Raw genomic sequence first — 14,080 nt, 5'->3', positions numbered from 1 at the left:
GCTGGTCATTGCGCCGTGGCGCCTTATAATTTGCACGGACGGCGCGGCAGCCGCCCCTAAGCCCACTAATGCCCTGGAGATGTCAATGTTCAAACGCCCTGTGGCGCTCGTCGCCAGCCTCGTGCTGTCCTGCTGTGCCGTGATCGCTCAGGCTGCAGAAACGCTGCGGGTCAGTGCCATCCCCGACGAAGCCCCCACCGAACTGCAACGCAAGTTCAAGCCGCTGGGGGAGTACCTGTCCCGCACGCTGGGCATGGAGGTGAAATTCGTGCCGGTCTCCGACTACCCGGCGGTGGTCGAGTCGCTGGCCTCGGACCGCCTCGACCTGGCTTGGCTGGGCGGCTTCACCTTTGTCCAGGTACATCTCAAAGACCCCAATGCCACGCCGTTGGTACAGCGTGAGCAGGACGCGCAGTTCACGTCCAAGTTCATCACCGCCAACCCCAATGTGAAGAGCCTGGCCGACCTCAAGGGCAAGTCGTTCGCGTTCGGGTCGATATCGTCCACCTCGGGCAGCCTGATGCCGCGTTACTTCATGCTCAAAGAGGACAAGATAAAGCCTGAGGACTACTTCAGCCGTGTGGCTTACTCCGGTGCCCACGACGCCACTGCGGCCTGGGTGCAGGCGGGCAAGGTCGATGCTGGGGTGCTCAATGCCAGTGTCTGGCAGAAGCTGGTGGATGCCGGCAAGGTCGATACCAGCAAGGTCAAGGTGTTCGCCACCACGCCCACCTATTTCGACTACAACTGGACCGTACGCGGCAACATGGACCCGGCACTCAAGGCGAAGATCAAAAAGGCATTCCTCGACCTCGACCCGGCCAACCCCGAGCACAAGGCGATTCTCGACCTGCAGGCGGCCAGCCGTTTCATCGAGACCAAACCTGAGAACTACCTGGGCACCGAACAAGCCGCGCGCGAGGCCGGCCTGCTCAAGTGACGGCTATTCGTTTGCACGGTGCCAGCCTGCGCCACGGCCAGGTGCGTGCGCTTGAAGCGGTGAGCCTGAGTATCGAGCAGGGCGAGCGGGTCGCGATCATCGGCCCGTCAGGGGCGGGCAAGTCCAGCTTGCTGCACCTGATGGCCACCGCTATCCAGCCCAGTGACGGGGGGCTGGAGCTGTTCGGTGAACTGCCCTGGGCGCTGTCTGGCAGGGCGCGTCAGCGGTTGCGGGCGCGGGTTGGCTTGGTGCACCAGGCGCCGCCCTTGCCGCCGCGCCAACGGGTGGTCACGGCGGTGCTGGCGGGGCGGCTGGGGCAGTGGGGCACCTTGCGTGGCTTGCTCAACCTGTTGTACCCGACCGATGTAGCAGGCGTGCGCCAGGCGTTGGCAGAGTTGGGGCTGGCCGACAAGCTTTTCGTGCAGTGCGGGCAGCTGTCTGGCGGCCAGTTGCAACGGGTGGGCATCGCCCGGGTGTTGTATCAGCGGCCGGCACTGCTGCTGACCGACGAGCCGGTGTCGGCGATGGACCCGGTGCTGGCCGACCACAGCCTGGCATTGCTCAACCGTCACGCCCAGGCCAACGGCGTCACGCTGGTGGCCAGCCTGCATGCGGTCGAGCTGGCATTGGCGCACTTCCCGCGGGTGATCGGTATCCGTGAGGGGCAGGTGGTGTTCGACAGCCCGGCCGCAGCCGTCAGCCCGCAGATGCTGGCGGCACTCTACGCCAACGAACAATTGGCGCCGCCGCCCACGCCGGGGCCTACGCTTGCGCTGACGGTACAGATCCCACGATGCTGAAGGCCGATACCCGCGACCCAGCGGCGCTGCCACGGTTGCTGCTGACCCTGCTGGCCTTGGCGGTGTTATGGCCGGGGGTGCAGTTGAGCGAGCTGAACCCGGGTGTGCTGTGGCAGGCCGAGAATCGTCAGCAGATCGCCAGTTTCACCCAGGCGTTCTGGCCACCGGCGCATGATGCCGAGTTTTTGCTGCTGCTGTTCGAGGCCACGCTGCAGACCCTTGCCGTGGCCACGGCCGGCATGGCCCTGGCGCTGCTGCTGGCGGTGCCGGCCAGCCTGCTGGCCAGCCGCGCCTTGTCGTTGCGGGCGGCCTCGCGCGGCGGCCGGGCCGGGCTGTTGTCGCGGGTGCTGCGCATGCCGGTGCGCGGGCTACTGATCTTTCTGCGTAGCGTGCCGGAAATCGTCTGGGCCTTGCTGTTCGTGCGTGCCGTAGGGCTTGGGCCAACGGCCGGTGTGCTGGCCATCGCCATTACCTACAGCGGCATGCTCGGCAAGGTCTATGCGGAAATCTTCGAGTCAGTCGACCAGCGCCCGGCCCATGCGCTGTTGCAGGCGGGCAGTGGCCGGCTGATGGCTTTCTTCTACGGCATCTTGCCCAATGCCGTGTCGGAGGTGGTGTCCTACACCGTCTACCGCTGGGAGTGCGCGGTGCGGGCTTCGGTGGTGATGGGCTTTGTCGGTGCCGGCGGCCTTGGGCAGCAGATCGACCTGTCGATGCGCATGTTTGCCGGTGCGCAAGTGGCGAGCATGCTGCTGACATTCCTGTTGCTGGTGTCTTTTGCTGACATGCTCAGCCGCTTCCTGCGGGCGAGGCTGGCATGAACCGGGTGATCAACCTGCTGGTGCTCGGCGCGCTTGTGGCAGCGGTGGTGGCCTCGTTCGCTTACCTGGAGCTGGACCTGCAGGCGCTGGTAGGTGACGGCGGGTTGGGGCAGATGGCCGAATATGCGCGGCGCTTCCTGCAGCCAGACCTGTCCGCCGAGCATTTGCGCGCGGTGGGGCGTGGCGCCTTGGAGACCTTGGCCATGTCTGGCCTGGGTACCTTGCTGGCAGTCATGCTGGGTGTGCTGCTGGCGTTGCCGGCGGCGGGCCGGTTCGGCTGGCCGCTGCAGGCTGCGGCGCGGGTGCTGCTCAATGCCTTGCGGGCCATCCCCGAGCTGGTCTGGGCGGCGCTCACCGTGCTGGCAGCAGGGCTTGGCCCGAATGCCGGCACCCTGGCCCTGGCGTTGCACACCGCCGGGGTGCTGGGCCGGTTGTTTGCCGAGGCCCTGGAGAACGCGCCGGCCGAGCCTGCGGCCGCCATTCGTTTGCAGGGTGGCAGCCAGGTTGCGGCGTTCTGCTTTGGCACTTTGCCCAACCTGTGGCCGCAGTTGTTGGCCTACAGCCTGTACCGCTGGGAGAACAACATCCGCATGGCCAGCGTGCTGGGGTTTGTTGGGGCGGGTGGCTTGGGGCAGATGCTCTATACCACCTTGAGCCTGTTCCAGGAGGCGCAGGCCAGCACGGTGATCCTGGCGATGCTGGTGCTGGTGTTGCTGGTGGATGCGTTGAGTGATGTGCTGCGCCAGCGCTATGTGCGCGCCTGATCGGGGCTGCAAAGAGGCCCCGACAGCCGTCAGGTCACCTGTTCCCCATGCTGCGCCTCCCGTTGCATCGACTCCAGGTTGCGCTCGATCGTCTCGCAGATGGTATCCATCTGGATCTGGTGCTCGCTGAACCGGAACGGGCTCTGCAGGTCGGTGCCGATGCGCTCGATGGCCAGCAGCATGAACCCCACCACCGTCGAGGCCAGCGGGGTAAACCAGCCCAGCGACTCGACCAGCCCCACCGGCACGATCAGGCAGAACAGCGTGATGAACAGCCGCGGAAAATACACATAAGGGTAGGGCAGCGGTGTGTTGGCAATCCGCTCCATTCCGCCCTGAGCATTGGACAGGTCCACCAGCGTCGACTCCAGCCTCGCCAGGCGGATGCTGTCCAGGCGCCCGGCCTGGTACTCCCGCGCCAGCAGGGCCGCCGAGCCGCTGAGGATGTCATTGGCGAAGTTGTTCGAGCGGTTGCGCCGCTCGAACTCCGCTGGGGGGATGAACGCCATCAGTTCATCCGGGCAACGGTCACCCTTCAGGTGCGCCGCCAGGCAGTTCACATAGGCGATATGGCGGCGCAGCAAGGTGGCCTTGGCCGGGTTCAGGCTATCGTCCGGGTCGTCGATCAGGGTCAGCGTCTGCCGGGCAAAGCTGCGCGAACTGTTGACCAGGGCACCCCACAACGTGCGCGCCTCCCACCAGCGGTTGTAGGCACTGCTGTTGCGAAAGCTCACCAGCACCACCAGCGCCGAACCCAGCAAGGTCAATGGAATCAGCGGCAGGGTGAACTTGCTGTTGAAGAACAGCATGAAGTCGATGGTGACCAGCACATCCCAGATCAGCAGCCAGAACAGCGACCAGCCGATGTAACCGATGGTCTTAACGACCAGGCGGTACTTGCGGGCGATGATCTCTTTCACACGGGGTACCTCGGAACGCGGGGGATGCAGGATCGGACGCCGAGTGAGGGTTATGGTTCGGTGTAGTCTCTCTTAGGGTGTTAACAGAAGTGTCGAGCTACCCAAGTATTTGCCTCATCTGCACCAACGCCACCCGCTCCCCATTTGGCGCCTGGCGCGCCTCGATGCCGAACGGCACAAAGCCCATCTGTGGATAAAGCAGCAACCCCGCCGTGTTGTGATTGAAGCACGACACCCAAACCTCCCGTGCCGCAAACTGCTTGCGGGCCAGCTCGACCATGGCGTTGACCAGGTAGCTGGCCACACCATGGCCGCGGGCCGCTGGGGCCACGACCACGTTGCCCAGGGCGCATACCCCGCCGTGCTCGGCTTTGTAGAAGTTGGCGAAGGCCAGCACCATGCCGCCGCCTTCCACCACCGTGGACCCGTTGCGCTGGGCGATGGCGTCGGTCAGTTGCGCGGGCGTGAGCGGGTAGGTGGCCTTGGGGAACATGTAGAACAGTTCGTCCGGGCCTTGAGGGAAGCAGCAGATGGCGGGGATGTCATTGGGCTGTACAGGGCGGTGGCTGAGGTGCATGGCAGGTCCTTTTACAGGCGTGTGGCTGGCGCTCACAGCGTAGCACTGCGCATGGGGCGCGGGCCTGTCGGGAGCGCCTGGCCGCCGCTCAAGGTTTGGCGGCCACCGCCACAAACCCCTTGATCGCGGCAGGCGCATGCGGTTTGGCCTTGCGTGCCAGCAGGTACTGGAAGCGCCGCCATTCCTTGTCGATCTCGCTGTACGACATGAACACGCTGACGCGCTCTTTATCGGCGAGGTCCGGGCGAGCGCGCACGTCGATCTCGTTCTTGGGGATGAACGCGACATTGATACCCACCACCTGGCCGTCATCGGCGAACACCGGCCCGCCCGACATGCCCTTGACCATGGGGCCGTCGTGCAACGAGTAGAAGACACTGCCCGGGGTGCCTTCGAGGCGTACCAGTGTTGGCAGGGCATGGCCCTTGCCCTGTACGGGCATCATCAGGCTGTTGAAGCCGACGGCCGTGACCGACTCACCTGGCACGTATTGCCGCCAATGCGGTACCTCACGCGCCTTGTGCTTGAAGAACACGACATCACCGAGGCCCTCGTGGACCACGTTGCGCAGGAAGGGGGTGTGTTTTGCGGTCACTGCGTAGTCTTCGTTCCACTGGATGGCACTGGCCATCAGCAACATCGGCAACGGCGCACCGGAGGTGACCACGAAAGCCTGGCTGTAGACGGGATCGGAGACGTAGGACGTTGGCACTCCATTGCACCCACTGAGCAGCATCATTGCCGCCAGACAGGGCACGGTTGTTTTCATGTGTCACACAGTCATGGAAAAATGGGAGCGCAAATATGGCTAAGTGCTATCACTCTGGCAATACTTTGTGCATATATCCGACGAGTAACATCTTAAGTAGGGGGGAGGAGGCTAGCCAATAGATTCGAGGCATGGCTGCTGCCCCGCTCGCCAGGCACGCGGCGTCAATTTGATGAGGGATCAAGGGCGCGTTTTTCGTGTTACTCATCACTCGCGATGAGGGTGATGAGCTCCATTGAGCTCCATTGAGCTGTATTGAGCTTGTCGGACAGTGAGAAGCTGCAGTTTGAGCCCTTGTTGCAGGCTGAACTGGATACCCTGACACTGAATAACTGTGCCAGGTATCGGCTGGGCATGAGCCAGGTGCAAGCGTGGATCAAGGCCGGACGCCCACGTTGACGAGGCGTACGCAGGGCATTGGTCGCACGTATTCATAGATCAAAACTGAAAGGAATCAAACATGCTGAAGCTCAATCCCCTGGTCCCCGAACTCATTGTTTCCGACCTCACACGAAGCCTTGCCTTCTACTGCGACATACTCGGCTTCAAGGTCGAGTACGAGCGGCCAGAAGATCATTTCGCTTTTCTTTCTTTCGGCGGCAGCCAACTTATGTTGGAACAGGACTGGCACAGTGAATCGCCTTGGCGGGTCGGGCCTCTTGAGCCGCCTTATGGGCGTGGTATCAACCTGTCCATCGAATGCCCGAACGCTTCAGCGCTGGTGTCGACACTGGAGGCGGCCGGGTATCCCCTCAGAAACCCGGTTGAAGAGCATTGGTACCGCAGCGGTGAATTACTGTTTGGTCAGCGCAATTTTCTGCTGCTCGACCCGGATGGTTACTTGCTCCGTTTTGCAGAAGCTATCGGCAGCAAACCCTGCTAGCCGCACCGGTCAAAGCGACTACCCATTCGGGTTGATTGGATCATCGCTATCATCCAAGGCGCCATTCGATGTCCCAGTGTGTGCTGGCCATTTCTACGGACTGCCCAATTCGATCACGCTATAGGTGAACTCGTTGGCCTGCTTGGCCTTGCCGCGCGCAGACTCGGCAACCTGAACCCGATCATCATCGTGGACCACCAGTACCTGGCGGGCATTCAACGCTACAACGCCTTCCGGTTTGTTATCGAACCACAAGGGCGAGCCGTCGGGCCCGAGGAACGGTAGCGGTGTACCCGGTCCGTCCGGTTCAAGCAGTGACAATGGCAATGCCCACAAATAGCCACCAATCTGGTCACCCTGCTCATGGCTGGTGGTGGCCAGCAGGCGCTTGTTGAAGGGGTCGTATTCCAGGCTGGAAAGGCTCAGCGGTCTGTCGTCGCCCTGCACGCGCGGTTCGAATTGATAGGCCAGTTCGAAGGCGCCACTGATCTCGGGCTCACCGGCCTGCACTGTGATCGGCGCCTGCAGGGTTCATTTTCATTTTGCGGCTCCTTGCACGAGGGATGAAGGCAAGGGCCAGCGTAGGGAAGGGTGCTGAGCCGGGGCAGAGGGCAGTTGTGCCAAGGGGCCGCGCGACGGTGCTTGAGGATTGCTAAACGCCAGGCACAAAAAAACCGACCATAAGGTCGGTTTTTTCTGGATTTTGGTGCCCGAGGGAGACTCGAACATGGTCTGCTGATCCTTGTTAAATAGGGTTGGTAGGTCTTCGCTCTGAATTTCTACTCACAAATCTACTCACATTGTCTCTGTTTGATGATCTCGCAACGACAACGCCGAACCGTCTGGAGATGGCATATAATCTAGAGATTAATGGCTGATGCTTACTGACGATGTAAATAAAGGAACTGTGAATGACGGCAAAGGATATCAAACGGGTAACCGAGCAAGGATTTAAACTTGATGAAGATGGATCTTCCAACATAAATTTGGCCCTGATATCACTTAGGCTTGCACTCAAGGCTTATTTTGCTACCTATAAAAGTTTCTCTTACCGAATCAGGTCTCTCGACGCAAAGAATGCCTCCAGCGAGGAAGAAATAATATTAAATCATCGCTCCGCGTATTGCGAGGCGTACACGGAATGCATTGTTCATTTTCAACATTTTGCCGAACTTAGCTGCAAGAGTTTTTTGCGGAACGATCATCAGCTTTTGGCGGACAGTGTTATCAGAGCTCCTGAGTTGCTGCACAAGCTGGTGCACAAAAAGAAGCTTACAGTTGACGAGGAACAAAAACTTTTTAGTGCGGAGTTTGGGGAGTCTCTGACTAGGCTTAGGGATCTGGTTAAGACTGGCCAGCTGAAAGGAAGTAAAAAGCTAGGATTTATTCTAGCGCATTATGATGCACTTGTGCAGCTGAATAGTTTGCGCAATAGAGTCTGGCATCGCGGGTTGTATGTGCTGAAATATACGGCTTTGGACGAATTCGTTGGGCGCTACCTGCTGCCATACGTAGTAGATACTCTAAATCACCCCCTGTTTAAAGGCGAGGAGATTAATTGGAAGTACAAGTCGTTAGCTTGTGGCTTAGATCCTATTGCAGAAATAATCAAGCACTTTGCAAACGAAACTTACGATGTGGGAAAGGTCGCCTTCTTCAAGGAGCTTGGACGATCCGCATACGAAAACAGATTGCCTCCAGTGACTAAAGTGAAAAAAAGATCGAAGGAGGCTAAAAAGTTTATTTTCGATACCATGTTTGGTTCTGAAAGGAAGGCGCGAGCGGAAAGGATTGCCAAAAGTGAGGCCGCTCAAGATTACAATCACGTAACTGAGTGTCCGACATGTGGTGCTAAATCCCTGATTGTTCACGAGGAGACCGATTATGACTACGATGAACAAACTGATGAGCTGGTAAACTATCGTCGCTATACTCATCGGGTCCATTGTGAGGGGTGCACTTTTACTCTGGAAGATGCTGTAAAAAACGCTAGTGATTACGGAATTCCTGGGATCAAAGATTTTTTCATCGCTGAAGCTTGACTTGAGTATTTACCATTTGTTTCTGGCTCAAATGACGTTGTTTCTTGGAATAGACGCCTGTTCAAACAGGCGTTTCGAGATCTGAAATTTGGAGGGGAAGGGCCTCATAATCCTTTGGTCCACGGTTCGAGTCCGTGTGGGCCCACCAACAAAATCAATGGCTTACGTCTAAAGAGACTAAGCCATTCGTGTATCAGCTTCTCGTTTTTCCCCGTTCCGTCCCCGTTTGTCCAGCTCGCCAGCAGTCATACGGAGCTGGAACAACCGCCAACCCAATGCCAGGGGCTACCTGGCAGCAGCTGAGATTCAATGTGGGATCACGCTCAGGGTTGGAGGAGGGGCCGCTGTCTACGCCCCTTCTCAACACCTAGGCCCGTTCTCAGGCTATACCCGCGGCGGGTTACTATGTGTCAGCAGTGGATTTGATTAGGGATCTCATCCTTGAGATCCACGTTTTCATTGAAACTGGCAGCTCACCCTTTGAATCTGGCAATGGCTAGCGAACGGCCTAGAAATACAAACTAGATATAAGGGCTAAAAGCTTTAGCCATTACATCTCTCAAAGCTTGCGGCACTCCTTCCCAATTGTCCGCCCAATTTAAGGTTTCCTTGTACGCCTTAAATGGTTTCTCTGTAGCGGGGGCAGCATACCCTATTAAGTCTTCAACACATTCGTGCAGCATAGTGACTTTGGCATTGTCCCCCACAGCATCGGCAATCGGCTGATTGAAAACTTCGGCGCCAGCGGTACCTTGATCTCTGTCATGAATGACATAAAAATTAACATTCAACGCTTTAAGGTATTTTACTAATCCTATGATGGCGGCCTTACCTCTGGCTTTGATTATTTCGCTTCCAGACAAAAGCTTTGCCCGTTGTAGTGGGGACATTCGACGAATAGCTTCTTTAATTAGGACTTCTTCAGTGTCCCCTTCTACCACAACCACCTTGCGAGTAAAAAATATACGTGACACATGATCATCAAGCTTAATTAGCATCTTTACTTGATCTTTATCATTTCCTTGTAGCGCTTTAAATTTTTCAGAAACTGAAAAGGCATGTATCGTAGAGTGCCCTTGCTCATAATGGAATCGATTTAAAACTTGCTTCGGCTTTCGCGCCAGATCAATTAAATACGGAGAGTGTGTAGTTGCTACAATTTGGGATGTCCCGCCAGAAAGCTCGTAAATCAGATCGCGCATTTGGTTTGCTGCGCTTGGATGAAGGAATATTTCCGGCTCTTCAAAGCCTATTATAAGTCCACGATCATCATTTCCGCCCCTTTTTTTGAGCCATTGTTGACGGAACCGTAGAAGCCCGAATACCGCAGCTCGCACCATTCCCGTACCTTGGTTAGCGATGGTGGTGCGGATGTTACTCGACATCTCAATTGCGAAAACCGGATTCAGAGACTCTGGCCCGGAAAGATCTGCAGAAGCGAAAATCCTCGACTCTGGAAATACTCCACTCAGGACTTTGTTCAGCTCTTGCATCATTTTTCCGAATTCCGAAGCATCGTCGGAAGGATCAAGCTCTTTTGCAAGAAGATTTAAACTATCTTGAGCGGACTTAAAATGTTCAGAAGTTTCTCTGACATCTTTAAAAAGCTCGTTAAGAGTCTTATGTAATACACCAGCCTTATCGAACTCGTGAGATGAGGATTCGGCAGGTATAAGTAAGAAATTTGGCAGCTTTGAAAGTACTACCCCGCCAATACCGCCAGGGTTTTTATCCCAAACTTCTTCCTCTGAAACATCCCAGATCTCATCAATCAACTCTAGCTTGGAGCGATCGGCAGCACCAATCTTCTTATCCGCATCCTTGAATAACTCTTTAACTACTTGCTCATCAATACCTAGAGCCAATAATTCTGCCGGCTTGGTAACTGCGGCAAATTTTTCGTTGAGGGTGCGAGCGAAAGACTTTAACTCGGTAACTACGCTCTCCCCCAAGGCATATGTCTTTCGGTAAAATATACTCTTCCCTGTTTCTCCTGACTCACCTGGATCATAGCTAAAGACTCTGCCCTTAAATCCTCTCCAGTCAGATGATTTTTCTGGAACATCACGAAATTCAGCTTCGAGTGTGATGGTCTTACACGAAATCTTATTTTCACCTGTTTCCGGATCAGCTTCTGAACAATAGAACGACGGATCCATTACAGTCTTAGCCGAGAGCAGCCACTCCACTGCCTGCAGTACTGAGCTCTTCCCCGCGTTATTCGCTCCAATCAAAAACGTCGCTTCGCCAAACTCAACTGTTGCTGAGTGGATTCGCTTGAAACCAGCTATTTCTAATTTATGAAGTCTCATTTTTTCATCATTCCCTGAATCGATATCAAATTGATATCCAAATGACATCATTACCTAAGCCGGCGATTTTTTTCAATCTCCAAAGGTCGTATGCAAAATCTGCCCGCTTGGTAAAGGCTTGCTGAGTGAGGCCCTAGCGCATCACGCGCGCTCACCAGACCCAAAGCACAGAGGAAAGAGGTGAGCCACGATAATTAGAACTGAAAATCACTAACCCTCTCCCATAAAGGCGCTTCAATCGCCAAAGGGCAGAGCTCCTGGATGGTCCGGATGGATGCCAGGCTCAGCCAGTGGGGTCCTTCTGCAGCTGATAGATCATAAGCCGTGTGCAAAGGGTAGGCATTCAGTAGCGTCAGCAGGAGCGCAACGCTTTTGGGTGCCCTCAGAACTGAGGACACCCCCTACATACCCGGGATCAGGGATATGTAAAGTGATCCAGGCTCACTTCAAGCCTTGTCCTGCGCCTCGATCGATGCAGAGATGATGGCCCCCCCCCCAACGCCGCTCACCGATGCAGATCGGTACCGGTAGACCGCTAGCTGTAGTGTTTTTGGCACTGCCAAAGGCGTAGCTCGCCTGATTCTCGGGCGAGCCGCTATGGCTTAGCCCGCTGGCTTGTGGGCTAAGCATCTGCAGCACTCCACCGGCCACGTTAGCAATACCAGCGCCCATCAAACCGGCAGCGAGGCCGCCCGAGGCGAATGAAGCGGCGACGATCAGAGCCGCGCCGATAACAGTTTGCAGCAGCCCGCCGCGCTTGCTGCCGTGAATGACTGGGACAAACCACAGCTCCCGTGCCCCGCCTCGATCCAGGTCACCGCCACCAATGTTCTTGCCGTTCTTGAAGATAGCGAAGCGCAGGCCACGACTCTCTGCATCCGCCAGGTCACGGCCGAAGCCTGGATAGTTGGCATCCAACGCTTTGGCGGCCTCTTTAGCGTCACCGCGTTCCAGCAAGAAGTGGTGATGTTTGCCGTACTTCTTGCCCAAGAAGCCGCCCAGGCGGATCTTGGTCTTTGGCGCGTAATCAATCGCGGTTGCGGCCATCACACTGCCTCCTGTGGCATAGCCAGGTGAACGCCCAGGCGCCGAGCAAGCATCTCGCGACACTGCAACGCCTCCAGGCGGATGGCGGCCTCACGGGCAGGATCAGGGTTCCAGTTGGGCGCATAGCTGCACATGGAAGCGCGGGCTCCGCGCAGGGTGCCACGCAGCAAGTCGGCGGATATGCGCGCCTCCTCTTCGGTGAAAAATACGCCATCGAGCTTCACCCTTTGGCAGGCCTGGACATGATCGACTTCCCACAGCAGATAGCACGGGCCGCCTTTGTCTAGGGTGAAAGTGGCCACGTCGCAGGCTCGGGCGAAACGCTCTTGAAAGGTGGACGGAGCTGGTTGAATGGTCATCAGCGGTTAGCCTCCAGTGTTAATTCGTCGGTGTTAAAGCGTTAACTTTTCGAGGTTAAAGCTGTTAACCCGGTTAACATCCGCCAGAGGGCCCTAACGCCGTCTATGCCGCTGTTTCCGTGGCTTACAGCCCCATGCACGTTCGGCATGGGTGTTAACGTCGCTTTAACATTTTTTGTTAAAGGGGGAAAAAATCTGCACGTGGGGTCCTAGGCGGTCTAGGTCAGCGAACCTTCCAGACTTTCGACCCGCCCCCCTCAGTAGGTCGGCGCGATGTACGGCGGCGCCGACCGGATCTGCTCCAGCGCTTCGGCTGCGCTCAGGCCGCTGGCCAACAGGCGATCGATCTCTTTGCTCAACCGCTCACGCTCTTCCATCTGGCGCAACAGGGCGCGGCTGTGGGCGATCTGGTTGAGGGCTCGTTGAACTGGCTTGGGTAGATGGGTATGGCTCATGGTCTTCTCCGGTGTGAATGAAAAGGCCCGCGAGTGCGGGCCAGTGCCGGATCACCCCACAAAGGAAAGAAGGGCTCCGACTGCTGCGGTTAGGAGGTCGTGGCACTCACAGCTAACCCACGCTCGTTGTTACGGTGTCGGCGTGCCGGCCAGCGTGACGAGTCGAGTAGCTGTGGGAGCGAACACAGCCAGGCCAGCGCGCAGCTCTGCCAGGATGGTCACCATGTTGCGGCGGAAGTTGTCGCCGTCGTGGCGGCTAGCCTCCACGGTCACTTCCTGGCGGTCCAGCAACGCGGCCACGCTGGTATCGAGGATCAATGCCTCGCCTTGCGGCATGCCGTTGGTGACGACTACAGGGGTGCCCCACAGGCTGGGCGGCGCTGGATCGCGCGGGGTGCCAATCACATACTGGCCGTCGCCATCCTCGGCGCGCTCGCTCTCGATGGCGAACCAGTCACGCGGGTTCATCACGATGACGTTCGGGTTCCAACCTTCGGCCTTGAGGTCAGTGAGGGCTGCGCCGATGCGGTCAGCTGGCTTGCCGGTGGTGATGCCAGCAGCGGTTGCCTGCTTCTTGAACCCGAGGATTTCACCTGGCCCACCGTCGCCGTTGATGAGCTCGGCCTCCAGCTTCTGGCGAACCCCCACGCTCATCAGCGTGTTGATCTGCCCCTCAAGCTGGTCATTGTCCTGCAGCACCTGGAGGCTCGCCGGAATCCAGGTAGCGATGGTGGCGATCTCCGCCCGCTCCATTTTGGTGGGCATCGACCCTTCGGCCTTCTCCTCACCTTCTTCTTTCTGGTAGGCCGCGCCGTTGATGTAGCCGTCGAGGCGAACGAACTCGTAGGTAGCGCTGGTGACCGGCACGATCGGCAGCACATCCAGCAAGCTCAGCCGCGGCTGCGGAATGCCACGGATGCCGGCGCCGTCACGCTGCGGGGCGGTTGGGTAGCTGGTCGAACCAGTGACGCCCTTGTTGGGGTTGGTGATCGCCGCACGAACGCCGACTTTGCAACTGATCTGGCCAGTGGATTTCATCCCGGCCCTGAAGCCGGTGATGCCATCAGCGGCCACGACCTGGGTAGTCACGGCATTGGAGTCGGTGGAGTCGTCGTTGGCGCCTCGGCGGGTGCTGACATTCACCAGCTTCTGTTCGATTTCCAAGAGGCGGGCGCCGAACTCGGTTTGCTTCTCGGCTGAGGACGATTTGAAGTCGGTGATCTGGGTGCCGATGTTTTTGAGGGTTGAATTCAGCTCGGTCATGTCCTGCTGATAGGGGCCTGGCATGGGTATCTCCGGGGTGTCTAAGTAATGCCATCTACCCTATGCGCGCACGCACACCCCGGTCAGCGGTTAACTTCGACGTCCTCAGTCGGTATCCGTCGCAAAGC

Annotated in this window: 14 protein-coding genes and 1 pseudogene; 6 read left to right on the top strand and 9 right to left on the bottom strand. The window is 57.7% G+C overall.

Translation table 11 applies throughout. The features are described from left to right. Positions 1 to 85 precede the first annotated feature (85 nt). Genes HU766_RS23290 through phnE form a run of 4 tightly spaced genes read left to right on the top strand, consistent with a single transcriptional unit; the run spans position 86 to position 3,325 of the window. Entirely contained in the window at positions 86 to 940 is an 855-nt protein-coding gene (locus tag HU766_RS23290; RefSeq protein WP_186661030.1) for a putative selenate ABC transporter substrate-binding protein, read from the top strand. Then, positions 937 to 1,740 carry an ATP-binding cassette domain-containing protein gene (locus HU766_RS23285; RefSeq protein WP_186661028.1) on the top strand — a complete coding sequence of 268 codons (804 nt, stop codon included), beginning with the start codon at positions 937 to 939 and terminating at the stop codon, positions 1,738 to 1,740. Before HU766_RS23290 ends, HU766_RS23285 begins: the two co-directional genes overlap by 4 nt. Continuing rightward, positions 1,734 to 2,561 carry an ABC transporter permease subunit gene (locus tag HU766_RS23280; protein ID WP_033701209.1) on the top strand — a complete coding sequence of 276 codons (828 nt, stop codon included), beginning with the start codon at positions 1,734 to 1,736 and terminating at the stop codon, positions 2,559 to 2,561. Before HU766_RS23285 ends, HU766_RS23280 begins: the two co-directional genes overlap by 7 nt. Continuing rightward, positions 2,558 to 3,325 carry a phosphonate ABC transporter, permease protein PhnE gene (gene phnE, locus HU766_RS23275; RefSeq protein WP_186661026.1) on the top strand — a complete coding sequence of 256 codons (768 nt, stop codon included), beginning with the start codon at positions 2,558 to 2,560 and terminating at the stop codon, positions 3,323 to 3,325. Before HU766_RS23280 ends, phnE begins: the two co-directional genes overlap by 4 nt. Before the next feature lie 29 nt (positions 3,326 to 3,354). Here phnE and HU766_RS23270 read toward each other — a convergent pair whose 3' ends face one another. The 3 genes from HU766_RS23270 to HU766_RS23260 all read right to left on the bottom strand — a co-directional run bounded on the left by HU766_RS23270 (position 3,355) and on the right by HU766_RS23260 (position 5,558). After that, on the bottom strand, positions 3,355 to 4,245 hold the full coding sequence (locus tag HU766_RS23270; protein WP_047583873.1) for a bestrophin family ion channel: 891 nt from the start codon (positions 4,243 to 4,245) through the stop codon (positions 3,355 to 3,357). Between the two features lie 97 nt (positions 4,246 to 4,342). Continuing rightward, the gene (locus HU766_RS23265; RefSeq protein ID WP_186661024.1) at positions 4,343 to 4,822 is read right to left on the bottom strand and encodes a GNAT family N-acetyltransferase; all 480 of its coding nucleotides are present in this window, start codon (positions 4,820 to 4,822) and stop codon (positions 4,343 to 4,345) included. Between the two features lie 88 nt (positions 4,823 to 4,910). Further along, positions 4,911 to 5,558, bottom strand: coding sequence for a trypsin-like peptidase domain-containing protein (locus HU766_RS23260; protein WP_186661077.1), 648 nt, complete (start codon positions 5,556 to 5,558; stop codon positions 4,911 to 4,913). A 493-nt stretch (positions 5,559 to 6,051) separates the two neighbouring features. Between HU766_RS23260 and HU766_RS23255 the strand changes: the two genes are divergently transcribed. Beyond that, positions 6,052 to 6,474 carry a VOC family protein gene (locus HU766_RS23255; protein ID WP_186661022.1) on the top strand — a complete coding sequence of 141 codons (423 nt, stop codon included), beginning with the start codon at positions 6,052 to 6,054 and terminating at the stop codon, positions 6,472 to 6,474. Positions 6,475 to 6,567: 93 nt separating this feature from the next. Here HU766_RS23255 and HU766_RS23250 read toward each other — a convergent pair whose 3' ends face one another. After that, on the bottom strand, positions 6,568 to 6,984 hold the full coding sequence (locus HU766_RS23250; protein ID WP_186661020.1) for a hypothetical protein: 417 nt from the start codon (positions 6,982 to 6,984) through the stop codon (positions 6,568 to 6,570). 401 nt (positions 6,985 to 7,385) lie between these two features. Here HU766_RS23250 and HU766_RS23245 point away from each other — a divergent pair, with 401 nt between their 5' ends. Beyond that, a complete protein-coding gene (locus HU766_RS23245; protein ID WP_186661018.1) occupies positions 7,386 to 8,516 on the top strand; it encodes a hypothetical protein in 1,131 nt (376 codons plus the stop codon). A gap of 521 nt (positions 8,517 to 9,037) precedes the next feature. Here the strand turns inward: HU766_RS23245 and HU766_RS23240 are convergent. The 5 genes and pseudogenes from HU766_RS23240 to HU766_RS23220 all read right to left on the bottom strand — a co-directional run bounded on the left by HU766_RS23240 (position 9,038) and on the right by HU766_RS23220 (position 13,976). After that, a complete protein-coding gene (locus HU766_RS23240) occupies positions 9,038 to 10,876 on the bottom strand; it encodes an AAA family ATPase (protein WP_238338668.1) in 1,839 nt (612 codons plus the stop codon). A gap of 398 nt (positions 10,877 to 11,274) precedes the next feature. After that, positions 11,275 to 11,875, bottom strand: a pseudogene (locus HU766_RS23235) (tail assembly protein). Beyond that, on the bottom strand, positions 11,875 to 12,234 hold the full coding sequence (locus HU766_RS23230) for a hypothetical protein (RefSeq protein ID WP_186661015.1): 360 nt from the start codon (positions 12,232 to 12,234) through the stop codon (positions 11,875 to 11,877). The pseudogene HU766_RS23235 and the gene HU766_RS23230 overlap by 1 nt, the downstream one beginning before the upstream one ends. A 257-nt stretch (positions 12,235 to 12,491) precedes the next feature. After that, on the bottom strand, positions 12,492 to 12,689 hold the full coding sequence (locus HU766_RS23225; protein ID WP_033698165.1) for a hypothetical protein: 198 nt from the start codon (positions 12,687 to 12,689) through the stop codon (positions 12,492 to 12,494). A 129-nt stretch (positions 12,690 to 12,818) separates the two neighbouring features. Then, the gene (locus HU766_RS23220) at positions 12,819 to 13,976 is read right to left on the bottom strand and encodes a phage major capsid protein (RefSeq protein WP_238338667.1); all 1,158 of its coding nucleotides are present in this window, start codon (positions 13,974 to 13,976) and stop codon (positions 12,819 to 12,821) included. Positions 13,977 to 14,080: the final 104 nt, after the last annotated feature.

This window comes from Pseudomonas sp. SWRI77 (assembly GCF_014269105.1).
In the GTDB taxonomy this organism is placed as follows: domain Bacteria; phylum Pseudomonadota; class Gammaproteobacteria; order Pseudomonadales; family Pseudomonadaceae; genus Aquipseudomonas; species Aquipseudomonas capeferrum.
Note: the sequence above shows the minus strand (reverse complement) of the source record. Positions and strands in the feature narration are given on the sequence as shown.

Bases quoted from the DNA above. Each gene is read 5' to 3' on its own strand.
- HU766_RS23245 (WP_186661018.1), top strand. From the start codon at position 7,386: ATGACGGCAAAGGATATCAAACGGGTAACCGAGCAAGGATTTAAACTT.
- HU766_RS23225 (WP_033698165.1), bottom strand. From the start codon at position 12,689: ATGAGCCATACCCATCTACCCAAGCCAGTTCAACGAGCCCTCAACCAG.
- HU766_RS23255 (WP_186661022.1), top strand. From the start codon at position 6,052: ATGCTGAAGCTCAATCCCCTGGTCCCCGAACTCATTGTTTCCGACCTC.
- HU766_RS23290 (WP_186661030.1), top strand. From the start codon at position 86: ATGTTCAAACGCCCTGTGGCGCTCGTCGCCAGCCTCGTGCTGTCCTGC.
- HU766_RS23220 (WP_238338667.1), bottom strand. From the start codon at position 13,976: ATGCCAGGCCCCTATCAGCAGGACATGACCGAGCTGAATTCAACCCTC.
- HU766_RS23265 (WP_186661024.1), bottom strand. From the start codon at position 4,822: ATGCACCTCAGCCACCGCCCTGTACAGCCCAATGACATCCCCGCCATC.
- HU766_RS23280 (WP_033701209.1), top strand. From the start codon at position 1,734: ATGCTGAAGGCCGATACCCGCGACCCAGCGGCGCTGCCACGGTTGCTG.
- HU766_RS23260 (WP_186661077.1), bottom strand. From the start codon at position 5,558: ATGCTGCTCAGTGGGTGCAATGGAGTGCCAACGTCCTACGTCTCCGAT.
- HU766_RS23240 (WP_238338668.1), bottom strand. From the start codon at position 10,876: ATGTCATTTGGATATCAATTTGATATCGATTCAGGGAATGATGAAAAA.
- HU766_RS23230 (WP_186661015.1), bottom strand. From the start codon at position 12,234: ATGACCATTCAACCAGCTCCGTCCACCTTTCAAGAGCGTTTCGCCCGA.
- phnE (WP_186661026.1), top strand. From the start codon at position 2,558: ATGAACCGGGTGATCAACCTGCTGGTGCTCGGCGCGCTTGTGGCAGCG.